Annotated in this window: 10 protein-coding genes; 4 read left to right on the plus strand and 6 right to left on the minus strand. The window is 73.2% G+C overall.

The window, feature by feature from the left end; genetic code table 11:
- Nucleotides 1-37: 37 nt before the first annotated feature.
- Nucleotides 38-883, minus strand: a complete 846-nt coding sequence (locus QSK39_RS18030) for an NAD(P)H-binding protein (RefSeq protein WP_285478894.1) — start codon at nucleotides 881-883, stop codon at nucleotides 38-40.
- An 80-nt stretch (nucleotides 884-963) separates the two neighbouring features.
- Between QSK39_RS18030 and QSK39_RS18035 the strand changes: the two genes are divergently transcribed.
- A complete protein-coding gene (locus QSK39_RS18035) occupies nucleotides 964-1,599 on the plus strand; it encodes a TetR/AcrR family transcriptional regulator (protein ID WP_285478895.1) in 636 nt (211 codons plus the stop codon).
- 24 nt (nucleotides 1,600-1,623) lie between these two features.
- Here QSK39_RS18035 and QSK39_RS18040 read toward each other — a convergent pair whose 3' ends face one another.
- Both QSK39_RS18040 and QSK39_RS18045 read right to left on the minus strand, forming a co-directional pair.
- Entirely contained in the window at nucleotides 1,624-2,904 is a 1,281-nt protein-coding gene (locus tag QSK39_RS18040) for a sigma-70 family RNA polymerase sigma factor (RefSeq protein WP_285478896.1), read from the minus strand.
- A gap of 361 nt (nucleotides 2,905-3,265) precedes the next feature.
- Nucleotides 3,266-4,129, minus strand: coding sequence for a DUF4394 domain-containing protein (locus QSK39_RS18045; RefSeq protein ID WP_285478897.1), 864 nt, complete (start codon nucleotides 4,127-4,129; stop codon nucleotides 3,266-3,268).
- Nucleotides 4,130-4,286: 157 nt separating this feature from the next.
- Between QSK39_RS18045 and QSK39_RS18050 the strand changes: the two genes are divergently transcribed.
- Nucleotides 4,287-4,706, plus strand: coding sequence for a hypothetical protein (locus QSK39_RS18050; protein ID WP_285478898.1), 420 nt, complete (start codon nucleotides 4,287-4,289; stop codon nucleotides 4,704-4,706).
- Nucleotides 4,707-4,773: 67 nt separating this feature from the next.
- Here QSK39_RS18050 and QSK39_RS18055 read toward each other — a convergent pair whose 3' ends face one another.
- Nucleotides 4,774-7,878: an AfsR/SARP family transcriptional regulator gene (locus QSK39_RS18055; RefSeq protein WP_285478899.1), complete on the minus strand. Its 3,105-nt coding sequence runs from the start codon at nucleotides 7,876-7,878 to the stop codon at nucleotides 4,774-4,776.
- Nucleotides 7,879-8,090: 212 nt separating this feature from the next.
- Between QSK39_RS18055 and fadD8 the strand changes: the two genes are divergently transcribed.
- Entirely contained in the window at nucleotides 8,091-9,701 is a 1,611-nt protein-coding gene (gene fadD8 / locus QSK39_RS18060) for a fatty-acid--CoA ligase FadD8 (RefSeq protein ID WP_285478900.1), read from the plus strand.
- Nucleotides 9,702-9,705: 4 nt separating this feature from the next.
- Here the strand turns inward: fadD8 and QSK39_RS18065 are convergent, their stop codons facing one another.
- Nucleotides 9,706-10,575, minus strand: a complete 870-nt coding sequence (locus QSK39_RS18065) for an RNA polymerase sigma-70 factor (protein ID WP_285478901.1) — start codon at nucleotides 10,573-10,575, stop codon at nucleotides 9,706-9,708.
- Nucleotides 10,576-10,703: 128 nt separating this feature from the next.
- On the opposite strand from QSK39_RS18065, the gene QSK39_RS18070 reads away from it, so the two are divergent.
- Nucleotides 10,704-11,447, plus strand: coding sequence for an SDR family oxidoreductase (locus tag QSK39_RS18070; protein WP_285478902.1), 744 nt, complete (start codon nucleotides 10,704-10,706; stop codon nucleotides 11,445-11,447).
- Nucleotides 11,448-11,492: 45 nt separating this feature from the next.
- Here QSK39_RS18070 and QSK39_RS18075 read toward each other — a convergent pair whose 3' ends face one another.
- Complete coding sequence (locus QSK39_RS18075) at nucleotides 11,493-12,332, minus strand: peptidase associated/transthyretin-like domain-containing protein (protein ID WP_285478903.1); 840 nt, start codon at nucleotides 12,330-12,332, stop codon at nucleotides 11,493-11,495.
- Between the last annotated feature and the right edge of the window lie 58 nt (nucleotides 12,333-12,390).

The following is a 12,390-nucleotide window of genomic DNA, read 5'->3' on the forward strand; positions in this document are numbered from 1 at the left end:
GTGTATAGCTAGCGTTTATACACCCCGTTCATAGTGATCAGCCGAGGATCGCCCGCAGCGGCGTCGCCGGTCGTCCGAGCAGTTCTTCGAGGTCGGGGCCGGTGGCGGCGAACTCGCCCCGGCGGGCGGCGCGGAACATGCCGAGCAGCATCGCGGCCTGGTCCGCCGGGACGCCGTGGCCGGTCAGGCCCGCCACCCACTCGTCGTCGTCGGCGACCACCCGGCGGATCGTGCGCCCGGTGAGCTCACCGAGCAGGCCGGCGACGTCGCCGAGGTCGAGCGCGACCGGGGCGGTCAGGGGTGGTGTCGGCCCGTCGAACCGGCCTTCGGCGGCGAGGATGACCGCCGCGGCTTCGGCGAGGTCGGCGTGCGCGGTCCAGGAAACGGGCCCGTCGGCCGGCGCGACCAGCTCGCCGGTCTCCCGCGCCGGGCCGAGCAGCAACGGGACCGTGGCGGCGTAGAAACCGTTGCGCAGCGCGGTGAACGCGGTGCCGGCCGCCGCCAGGTGACGCTCGGTCGCGGCGTGGTCGGGCATCGGCGCGAAGAGCGAGTCGTCGGCCGAGGCCTGGTGGCTCGTGTAGAGCACGCGCTTCGCGCCGGCGTCCCGCGCGGCATCGATCGCCGCGATGTGGTGCCGCAGCGCCGTCTCGCCGGTGGCGTCCGTCGAGACGACGAGGACCTGCGTCGCCCCTTCGAACGCGTCGGCGAGCGAATCCGGGTCGGCGAAGTCGCCGCGGCGCACGCGGACGCCGCGTTCGGCCAGGGCACTCGCCCGGCCGGGCTCGCGGACGCTGACGCCGACCTCCTCGGCCGGGACGCGCCGGAGCAGCTGCTCGACGACCTGGGAGCCGAGCTTGCCGGTTCCCCCGGTGATCACGATCATGATGAACCCTCTCCGTTGGCTAACATCGATATTAACCACGTTAGCACCATCGCTAGCAAGCATGCGTTATCATCGGAACCATGGTGAAGAGCCGGAGCGAGACGCGGGCGCACATCCTCGAGACCGCCGCGCGGCTCCTCGACGACGAAGGCGCGGCCGCGCTCACGATCCGCGCGGTCGCCCAGGCCGCGGGCCTGCAGGCGCCGGCGCTCTACCGGTTCTTCGAGGACAAGGACGCGCTGCTCGACGCCGTCGCCGAGCACGTCTTCACGACCTACGTCACCGGGAAGGCGGCCGCGCGGGACGGCGATCCGGTCGCGGACCTGCGCACCGGCTGGGACGCGCACATCGGTTTCGGCTTGGCCAACGCGGCACTGTTCGGCCTGCTCGTGACGCCGGGCCGGACGTCCCCGGCGGCCGAGGCGGGGCTGGCGGTCCTGCGTGCCCGGGTGCACCGCATCGCGGAGGCCGGCCGGCTGCGCGTCCCCGAACGCCTGGCGGTCGAGCTGATCCACGCCGCCGGCACCGGCGCCGTGCTCACGCTGCTGGCCCGGCGCCCGGAGGACCGCGATCCGGAGCTTGCCGAGGCGATGTTCGAGGCCGTGCTGGGCCGGATCCTCACCGACGCGCCGGCTCCGCCCGAGGCCGCTGCGGACCTGTCGAAGCTCACCGGCGCCGAGCGCGCGCTGCTCGCGGAGTGGCTCGGCCGCGACTGAGCGGTTCGCGGAGGCGTAGCCGGGTCAGCCTGTGGGCTGCTTCGTCTTTTCCGCCTTCTTCGACTCTTTCGCGGCCTGCTTGGACTCTTTCGCCGCTTGCTTCGACTCCTTCGCGGCCTGCTTCGAGGCTTGCCTCGACGCTTTCGCCGCTTGGTTGTCGTTCACGGCCGTCCCGGTGTCGTCCGCGGCCGCGGACTCTTCCGCGGCGGCGGACTCGGACTCGCCGGGGGCACCGGCCGGGACGGACGTGAGCTGCGCGCCGGAGGTGGTGGACTGCTGGTCGCCGCCGGCCGGGACGTTTCCCGCGGGCCGCGTTTGCACCGGCTGCGTCGCGGAGCCGTCGGCGCCGGTCGCCGGGGGCGGCGGTGTCACGTCGGAGGTGCTCGCGCCGATGGTCACCGTCGTGACCAGCGCCGCGCTCGCGACGGCCACCTTCGCCGCGGTGGCCCACGAAAGCACGGAAGCCCCGGTGCTCGCGGCCGCCCCGGACGAGGCGAGGGATCCGGTGGTGGTCAGCCAGTGCGTCACGACCGGGATGCCCAGGATGAGCGGCGCGACCGCGGCGGGCAGTTCCTCGTTGAGCTCCCGGAGGCCGACGGCCAGCTTCCGGCAGTCGGGGCAGCGGTCCAGGTGCGTCGTGATCCGGTGCGCCTTGTTGTCGCCGACGCCGTCGCGCACCCAGCGCGCCAGCTGGCCGGAGACGACCCGGCAGTTGCGCCGCCGGGCCTCCGGGACGTGCTGGTCGAGGTACGCCTGCCGCAGCCCTTCCCGCGCGCGGTAGGCCAGCGCGGCCACACCGTTCGGCGTCATCCCGAAGTCCTCGGCGATCCGGGCCGGCGAATCGCCCTCGATCTCGGTCCGCCACAGCACCGCCCGCCACCGCTCGGGCAGGCTCGCGAACGCGCCCGCGGCGACGGTGCCGTGCAGCCGGTTGTCCACCGGCTCGTCGCTGCCTTCGCTCGGCAGGATGTCCGGCACCTCGGCGACCAGCGAGACCGCCGCGTCGCGCCGGCGCCAGCTGATCATCGTGTTCCGGATGGTCGTCAGCAGATAAGGCCGGAATTCCTCGTCCGGACCTTCGCCCGAGCGCAGAATCCGTAGTACGCGAGTGAAGCCTTCGGCGATGAGGTCGTCCCGCTCCGCCGCGTCCGCCGCGATCGCGGCCGCCACCCGGCGGGCCGCGACCAGGTGCCGGTCGTAGAGCTGGCTGTACGCGGCGACATCCCCGCCGCGCACCGCCTGGATCAAGACCGCGTCGCTCGGGACGTCCGTCGTCCCGGCCACCGCCGGTGCCACCTCGGTCACCCGCACCTCCCCCTTGTGCCCGTGCGCTTGCACGTGCATAACGTCCCGCGATAGTCGTCCAACGAGAGGCCGGGCGCAAGGTTTCGGCGCGGAAAGCCCATTTTCTTCCGCGGTGAGTGTCCCGGACCCGTGTGTTGTCAGGTGACCGAGCACTCCGGCCCGGTTTCGTCCCGTCGCCGCCGTGGCGTGGCCGGGCGGGTCGCGACGAAGGGCGGTGGCCGCCACGCCCGTGTCCGATGTGGACGGTCGGCTTTTCCCGGTCCGGCGAACGGTTCCCGGGTATGCGAACGCTGTTCAACCCCGGTAGGACGGCCCTGGCCGCGAGCCCACCCCCGGGGAAGGTGGGCTCGCGGCCGGGGTTTCAGTCGGTGTCGAGGGAGACGGCGAGGTCCGTGACGGCCAGCGGGAGCTGCCCCACCGCGCTCGTCGCGCCGGTCAGCAGGTTCACGCTGTACAACGTCGCCGAACCGCCGGCCGGGACGATCGTCGCGAACGCCGTCGCCGAGACCGTCTTGCCGTTGACCAGGTCGCTGTAGATGTCGAGACCCGCGTTCGGGGTCGCGTCCACGCCGAGCGCCCCGGTCGGGGCCAGCGTGCCGTTGTTGGCCGGCGACTGGATGACCAGCTGGTCCGTCGTCGTGTTGACGCCGAACAGCGTCGTCGCGGTGTCCGGGTTCAGGTCGTTGTTCGTATAGGCCGACGCCGTGACGCCGCGGGCCGGGCCGGTCAGCGGCGGGGTGGTGAGGGTGGTGTCCTCGGTCGTCGTGCCGTCGTTGAGGTTGTGCCGCAGGTTCTGGCCGTTGTCGCTGACCACCCGCAGCCGGTCGGCGGCCGGGTTGAAGTCGACGCCGAAGTTGGTGCCGTACAGGGGGACGGTGAGCTGCGAGACCTTCTTGACGACGACGTCGGCCGTCACCGGTGGCGTGGTGATGGTGTAGATGCCGCCGAAGTTGCCGACGCCGTACAGCGTGTTGTTCTGCACGCGGATGTCGATCCCGATCAGCGACGTGTCACCGCTGAGCCCGGTGACCACCCGGACCCAGTTGAGCACCTGCGGGCGGTCGGTGGTGAACATGGCCATCAGCGTGCCGTCGGCGGTGATGCCGAACGTCTGCAGCCCCGCGGCCTGCGCCACGCTGTCGCCCGCCGTGGCGACCGAGACGCCGGTCGCGGCCGACAGGACCGCGGCCGCGGCGGCGATCCCTCTCTTGAGCCGTGCCTTCATGGGTGCTTCCCCTCCTGGAGCTTCCGTGGGCGAACCGAAGCTATTCGGGCGAACTGGACAGCCGTTGGACGTCGGCTGGACTGGGCGGAACGGCGTCTTGCGGGCGTCCTCCCGAGCCAGAACAGTGGGACCACAGCCGGAAAACAGGGGGTACGAGATGACCATCGGACGCAGACTGGGAGCGCTCACGGCCGCCACCGCGGGACTGCTCGCCGCCCTTCCGCTCGCCACGGCCGGCGCCGCGGAAAAGACCTGCTGGAGCATCGAACCGATCGAACTCGCCCTCGAAGACGTCTGGAGCTACACGTACCAGGTGTCGTGGTGCGCGGAGGGAACGGAAATCGTCTCGGTGGACCCGGTGATCACGCACCAGGTGATCGCCCCGGTCTGCAGCTGGGTGGGCAGCGTCGAGGAGTCGGTGACCAAGTCCCCGGACGGCCGCGCCCGCACGGCGTTCAACCTGAGCGAGTTCTTCTGCCCGGGCGACATCGGGGCGAAGGGCGTGACCCCGTGGGCGATCGTCACCCTCCACCCGGACGGCACCTACACCGTGGACGCCACCGGAATCCACCCGTAGCGGCGTACCCGGCCGGACGACACGGCATCCGGTGTCCCGCAAGCCGTGTCGTCCGGCGGGGTACGGGTCATGCGCCGCACCGGTCCAGCACCGCGCGCGCTTCCGCGGTTCCGTGGCCCGTCTCGCGGTGGACCGCCAAAGCGCGGCGCGCGTGGTCCGCGGCAGCCGTGCGATCGCCTTGGGACAGCAGGATGGCGGCCAGTGCCGTCAAAGCCTGGCCCCGCAGGGCCCGGTAGCCCGCCCGCTCGGCCAGCGCGAGCGCTTGGCGGGCCGGGGCCGGGTCGGCGGCCGCCGCGGCCAGGCCGATCAGGGCGTCGGCCTCCGGGTAGCGGTCGCCGGTTTCGCGGATCAGGTCGAGGGCCTGGCGATACCGGCGGATCGCGTCCGCCCGGTCGCCGGTGCGGTGCAGGACGGCCCCGAGGGCGGCCAGCGCCTCCGCCTCGGTCCGCGGGTCGCCGGCTTCGCGGGCCAGGGCCAGGCCCGCGCGGGCACCCTCGACCGCTTCGTCACGACGGCCCAGGTCCCCGTGCGCCACGGCCAGCCGGCTGCGCGTTTCGGCTTCGCCGCCGCGGTTTCCCGCCTCGCGCTGCAGCCGCAGCGACCGGCCGAGCAGCTCGGCCGCCTCGGCCGGCTGCCCGCGGGCCCGTTGCGTCTGCCCGAGGTTGGCGAGGTTGATCGCTTCGCCGTAGCGGGAGCCGATCCGGCGGAACCGGCGCAGCGCCTGGGCGTAGTGGTCGGCCGCCTCCGCCAGCCGGCCCATCTCCCAGTGCACGAGCCCCAGGTTGGCGAACGCGACGGCCTCCCCCGCGACCTGGCCGATCCGGCGGCTCAGCGCGAGCCCGCGCTCGAACCGGGACGCGGCCTCGGCGAGCCGCCCGGACTGCCAGTAGACGCACCCGAGGTTGCCGAGCACCGCGGCCTGCGCCTCGGCCCAGCCCGCCCGCCGGGCCAGCAGCAGCGCGGCGGTGTAGTGCCGCACGGCCGGCCGGTAGCGGCCCTGGCGGAACTGCAGGTCGGCGAGGCTGAGCCGGGAGACGGCCCGCGCCCGCGCGTCCCCGTCCGCTTCGGCGGCGGCCAGCCCGGCTTCCGCGGCGGCCGCCCAGTCGACCCGGCGCATGCACATCCAGAAGTAGCCCCGGAGCGCGTCCGCGAGCAGCCAGGCCATCGGCCGAGGCCCGGCGTCTGCGGCATGCCGGACGGCCGCGACGAGGTTGCCGCGTTCGGCGTCCAGCCAGGTGGACGCCTCGGCGAGCCCGGCGAACCGGCTTCCCGCCTCGGGGACGGGCAGCCGCAGCATGTGCGGGTAGAGCAGGCGGGCCGCACCGTCCACCGCACCCAGGTACCAGTCGTACAGCCGGCCCAGCGCGCCGTCGCGGTCGGGCTCGGCCTGCTCCGCGGCGTACCGGCGGAGGAGGTCGTGGAAGCGGTAGCGGCTCGGGAGGTGCTGCTCGACGAGGTGCGCACCGGCGAGCTTTTCCAGCAGCACGCCCGCCTGCGCCGGCTCGATGCCGGCGAGCGCGGCGACGGCGTCGGTGCCCGCGTCGGTGCCGGGGACCAGGCTCAGCAACCGGAACACCCGCTGCGCGTCGGCGGGCAGCGCGGCGTGCGACAGGGCGAACGCGGTCCGCACGGCCGTCTGCTCGTCGCCCTGCACCGCGAGCGCGGCCAGGAGATTGCCCTCCCGCAGCTCCGCGACGTAGTCCTCGATGCCGTGGCCGGGCCGGTCGGCCAGGTTGGCCGCGGCGATCCGCAGCGCGAGCGGGAGGTGGACGCACAGCTTCGCGAACTCGACGGCCGCTTCCGGCTCCTCGCGCACCCGCTCGGGCCCGAGGACACCGCCCAGCAGCTCGACGGCGTCTTCGGGGTTCAGCACGTCGAGCGTGAGCCGGCGCGCACCGTGCACGGCGACCAGGCCCGTCATCCGGTCGCGGCCGGTCACCACCACCAGGCACCCGGGCCCGGCCGGCAGCAGTGGCCGGACGTGCTCCGGGCCGGCGGCGTTGTCCAGCAGCACCAGGATCTTCCGGTCGGTCGTCAGGGTCCGGTACAGGGCCGCGGCGGTTTCCGCGTCGGCGGGCACGCGTTCGGGCGGGATGCCCAGCGCGGCGAGGAACTGGGCGAGGATTTCGACCGGCGGCGCGGGGGCACCGGGCGCGTGCCCGCGCAGGTTCGCGTAGAGCTGCCCGTCGGGGAACCGGTCGCGCACGCGGTGGGCCCACCGCACGGCCAGCGCCGTCTTGCCCACGCCCGCGGTGCCGGAGATCGCGGCGATCGCCCCGCCCGCCGCCGCCACCTTGTCCAAAAAGGACAGCTCCGCGGTGCGGCCGGTGAACCCGCCGGGCTCGGCGGGCAGCTGCTTCGGGATCCGCTGCGCGGCCCTGCCTTCGACCGGGTCCGCGGCCGGGACCCCGTCGTCGTGCAGCAGCGCGGCGTGGGCGGCCAGCAGCTCCGGCCCCGGGTCGATGCCGAGCTCTTCGACGAGCCGGCCCCGCGTCCGCCGGTAGAGCCGGAACGCCTCGCCCCGCTGGCCGAGGGCGTGGTGGGCGCGGATCAGCAGGGCCTGCGCGGATTCGTCGAGGGGCTGCTCGGCGGCGGCCTCGGCGATCCGGGGCAGGACCTCGGCGGCCGCACCGGCGGCGATCATCGCGTCGGCGTAGCGGGAAAACGCTTCCCGGTGCTCCGCGACGAGGGACACGACCTTCGGGTGCGAGGCCAGCGAAGGGACATCGGCCAAGGGCCGCCCCCGCCACAGCCGCAGCGCTTCGCCGAGTGAAGCCGCGACGCGGGCGATGTCGGCTTCGTGGTGGGCGTCGTTCGCCTCGGCGATGAGCCCGCGGAACCGCCACAGGTCGACGTCGACGGCGTCCCGCCGCACCGCGTACCCGCCGCCGATGTGCGGCAGCACCCCGCTGCCGGAGTGCGGCGCCCGATCGGGTTCGAGCAGCCGGCGCAGGTGCTTCACGTGCGTCTGGACGACGTTCACCGCGCTCGGCGGCGGCCGGTCGCCCCAGAGCGTGTCCACCAGTTCGCGCCGGGCGACGGCGTCGCCGCCGGCGAGCGCGAGCAACCCGAGCACCGCGCGGCGGCCGGGCGGTCCGAGCTCGAGCTCCACGCCGTCGCGCCACGCCCGCACCGAACCCAGCACCTGGATGCGCACCGACCTCGTCGCCACGTGTCCCCTGCCATCGGCTGCCGATCACCGAACGTAGCGGCCCCGGCGGCGGGGACACAAGGAAGTGGCTCCGCTCAGCCCAGCGGCGCCCGTCGGGCGGGCTAAGGGGCGGATTCCGGCGATGAAACCTGTTCCACCGAAACGCGAGCCGGACACCCCTTGCCCCGTGCGGGTATAGTGCCGAAAACAGTAACGTGTTCTAGTCTGACGCCGTGGAAGGGACCGGGATGGACGAGCAGGCGATGCGGTATCCGAACCACCTCGGGCATCTGGTCGTCGCCGCCCTGAAGCGCCACCGGGACGCACCGGTGATGGTGCTGGGCGAGACCACGATGACCGGGGGCGGGACCGCCGAGCAGGTCAGCCAGTACGCCCAGGCCTTCGAGGAGCTCGGGGCCGGCACGGGCGCGGCGGTGGCACTGCTGTCGCTGAACCGCCCCGAGGTCCTGCTGATCATCGCGGCCGGCCAGCTGCAGGGGTCGCGGCGCTCGGCGCTGCACCCGCTGGGCTCGCTCGACGACCACGCCTACATCCTCGGCGACGCCGGCATCACCACGCTGATCATCGACCCGGTTCCGGCGTTCGTCGACCGCGCGCTCGGCCTGCTCGAGAAGGTGCCGGGCCTCACCCAGGTGCTCACCATCGGGCCGGTGCCCGAGAAACTGGCCCACGTCGGCACGGACCTGACCGCGACCGCCGCGAAGTTCGAGCCGGGCCCGCTGAAGCCGGCCGTCCTCCCGCCGGACCAGGTCGTCTCGATCACCTACACCGGCGGGACGACCGGCAAGCCCAAGGGCGTCATGGGCACCGCGCAGGCGATGGCGACGATGACGCAGATCCAGCTCGCCGAGTGGGAGTGGCCCGAGGCGCCGAAGTTCCTCATCTGCACGCCGCTTTCCCACGCCGGCGCGGCGTTCTTCGCCCCGACGCTGCTGAAGGGCGGCTCCCTGGTCGTCGTGCCGAAGTTCGACCCCGCCGACGTCCTGCGGATCATCGAGGAGGAGCGGATCACGGCCACCATGCTGGTGCCGACCATGCTCTACGCCCTGATGGACCACCCCGACTCGCGCACGCGCGACCTGTCGTCGCTGCAGACGGTCTACTACGGCGCCGCGTCGATCAACCCGGTGCGCCTGAAGGAGGCGATCGACCGGTTCGGGCCGATCTTCGCGCAGTACTACGGCCAGTCCGAGGCCCCGATGGCGATCAGCTACCTCGCCAAGGGCGACCACGACGACGCGCGGCTGTCCTCGTGCGGCCGGCCCTCGGCGTTCCTGCGCACGGCGTTGCTCGACGCCGACGGCAACCCGGTCGCCCCCGGCGAACCCGGCGAGATCTGCGTGGCCGGCCCGCTGCTGGCGGCCGGCTACTGGAACCTGCCGGAGGTGACGGCGGAGACGTTCCGCGACGGCTGGCTCCACACCGGCGACGTCGCCCGCGAGGACGAGGACGGCTTCTGGTTCATCGTCGACCGCGTCAAGGACATGATCGTCACGGGCGGCTTCAACGTGTTCCCCCGCGAGGTCGAGGACGTGGTGGCCGAGCACCCGGCGATCGCCCAGGTGGGCGTGATCGGCACCCCGGACGAGAAATGGGGCGAAGCCGTGACGGCGGTGGTGGTCCTGCGCTCCGGCGCGGCCGCCGACGACGCCGCGATCGAGAAGCTGACGGGCGAGATCCAAGCGGAGGTGCGGGAACGGAAGGGCCCGGTGCACGTGCCGAAGCAGGTGATCGTCGCGGCGTCCTTGCCCATGACCGGTCTGGGCAAGCCGGACAAGAAGGCACTCCGGGCCCAGTACGAGCCCAAGAGCGCGAACGTGTAGGGCGTTATACGGCGGCGACCGCCTTGAGCTTGCCGGGGTTCATCATCCAGAGCACCTGGTCGATGCCTTCGGCGGAGGCGGTCACCGTCAGGACCGTGAACACCTCGCCGTCGCGGGACAGCAGCATCGCGTGGGCGCCGTTGACGAGGGCCGGGGTGGTCGTGACGCCCACCCAGAAGCGGTCGTGGAACGCGCGGACGTACTTGGCCACGGTCGTCGCGCCGTGCACCGGGATGCGCGACGCGCGGGCCACGCCGCCGCCGTCGGAGTAGCTGATCACGTCGGCCGCGAACAGCTCCTCCAGTGTCGACAAGTCGCCTTCCTGGGCCGCGGTCACGAACGCGGTCAAGAGCCGCCGCTGCTCGGGCGGCGCGGCCGGTGTGCGCCGTTCGGCGGCGAGGTGCTTGCGCGCCCGGCTGACGAGCTGGCGGGCCGCGACCTCCGTCGTCCGCACGATTTCGGCGATCTCGGCGTACGGGTAGTCGAAGGCCTCGCGCAGCACGTAGGCCGCGCGCTCGGTCGGCGTCAGCTTCTCCAGCAGGAGCAGCACGGCGAGTTCCAGCGCGGCGCCCCGCTCGGCCCCCAGCTGCGGGTCGGCCGAGGTGTCCACGGGCTCCGGCAGCCACGGGCCGACGTAGGTCTCGTGGCGTGCGTAGGCCGTCTTGGTCGCGTTGATCGCCAGCCGCGTGGTCGTCGTCGCGAGGTAGGCCGCCGGGGTGCGCACGGCGGCCCGGTCACTGGCCTGCCACCGCAGCCAGACCTCCTGGAGCAGGTCCTCCGCGTCGGCGGCGCTGCCCAGCATGCGGTAAGCGATGCCGAACAGGCGCGGCCGCACGTCCGCGAAGACGGCGGTCGCGTCGTCGATGTCCTGCATGCGGTCCGGATCCCTTCGAAGCGGCGGAGGCGAGCGTATCGCCGGCGGGGCTCTGTCACGAATCCACCGGCCGTCTTGTCGTAGGGGGTGCGCGGCCATTCCGGGCGCGCCTGGCGAAAGGAACGGACATGAAGGTCGTCGTCATCGGCGGAACCGGCCTGATCGGCACGAACGTGGTCGCGCGGCTGGCCGGGCACGGCCACGAGGCGGTCGCCGCCGCCCCCAGCACCGGGGTGGACACCCTCACCGGCGAAGGGCTGAAGGAGGTGCTGCTGGGCGCGGACGTCCTGATCGACGTCTCGAACTCGCCGTCGTTCGCCGACGACGACGTCATGCACTTCTTCCGCACCTCGACCGGGAACCTCGTGGCGGCGGCGAAGGAAGCGGGCGTCGCGCACTACGTCGCGCTGTCGGTGGTGGGCACGGACCGGCAGCCCGACGTCGGGTACTTCCGCGCCAAGGTCGCGCAGGAGAAGCTGATCACCGAGTCGGGCCTGCCGTTCTCGATCGTGCGGGCAACGCAGTTCTTCGAGTTCGCCGGCGGGATCGCCGACACGTCGACCACCGACGGCGTCGTGCGGCTGCCGGGCGCGGGCGTGCAGCCGATGGCGGCGGCCGAGGTGTCCGCCGCCGTCGCGCGGACAGCGGCCGAGCAGCCGGTCGGCGGCCTCACCGAGATCGCGGGCCCGGAGGTCTTCGGCTTGGACGAGTGGGTGCGCACGGTGCTGACCGCGCGCGAGGACCCGCGCGAGGTCGTCACCGACCCGGCGGCGCCGTACTTCGGCGCGGTGCCGGGACCGGAGGAGCTCCTGCCCGGCCCGGGCGCGACGCTCGCGGAGACCAAGCTCGCCGACTGGCTGGCCCGGTCGTGACGGCGCCGCACGGATGGCCCGGCGCCACCCGTGCGGGCGTGCGGGCTAGACGCCGTCGTGGTCCGGGTCGGCGTCGAGCACGATGCAGCCGACGTAGCCGTCGCGGGCCTTCGTGACCTTCAGCAGCATGCTCGGCCGGTAGATCGAGTCGCCGTCGTTGAAGGTGTCCCGGCCGGTGCGCTGCGCGTAGGGCTGGGTCGCCAGCACCTCGGAGTTCAGGGTTTCGTCGAACATCAACTGCGTGGTGAGCGTCTTTTCGTTGCCCACGTGCACCATCACGTGGACGTGGATCGTGCGGCCGCGGTACCAGCCCGGCCAGATCGTGGTGAACTCGACGGTCCCGCGCTGGTTGGTGACCTGGGCGCCGCGCAGGTACCGCTTGTCGTCGGTCGGGTCGAGGTCGGTGTCGCCGCCGGGCGGCGGGCCGCCGGTGGGCGGAGTCCCCGTGGGCGGCGGACCGGTCGGCGGCGTGCCGCCACCACCGGACGCGGCTTCCGCGCCGGAGTACAGGCCCCCTGCGTCGCAGTGCCAGATCTCGACGACCGCGTGCGGGATCGGCTTGCACGTCTCGCTGTCCTGCACCCGCAGAGCCAGCCGCAGCTTCGCGCCCTGCTTGTCCTCGCGGACGTCGCTGCGGATCTTGTCGGCGTCGAAGTAGTACGGCCCCTGGGTGGTGGACGCGGTGAGCGTGCAGGTCCGCGCGCCGGCGAACAGCGCGGTGAGGTCCGCGTCGGTCACCGCCTGCAGGGCGACGGTCTCCCCGGTGGACGTCGTGACCGGGCTCTTGCCCGCGCACGCCGTGACGAGTGCGCCCAAGCCGACCGAGCTCACCCCGGTGAGCAGCCGGCGCCTGCTGACGCGTTGTCCTTCATGGTCGTGGTCCATGCGTGTCCCTTCGCGGTCAGGTCGGGAGTAAAGACCGGTTGACGGTCGCCTGATCCGG

The sequence above is a fragment of the Amycolatopsis sp. NBRC 101858 genome, from assembly GCF_030269325.1.
GTDB lineage: Bacteria > Actinomycetota > Actinomycetes > Mycobacteriales > Pseudonocardiaceae > Amycolatopsis > Amycolatopsis ponsaeliensis.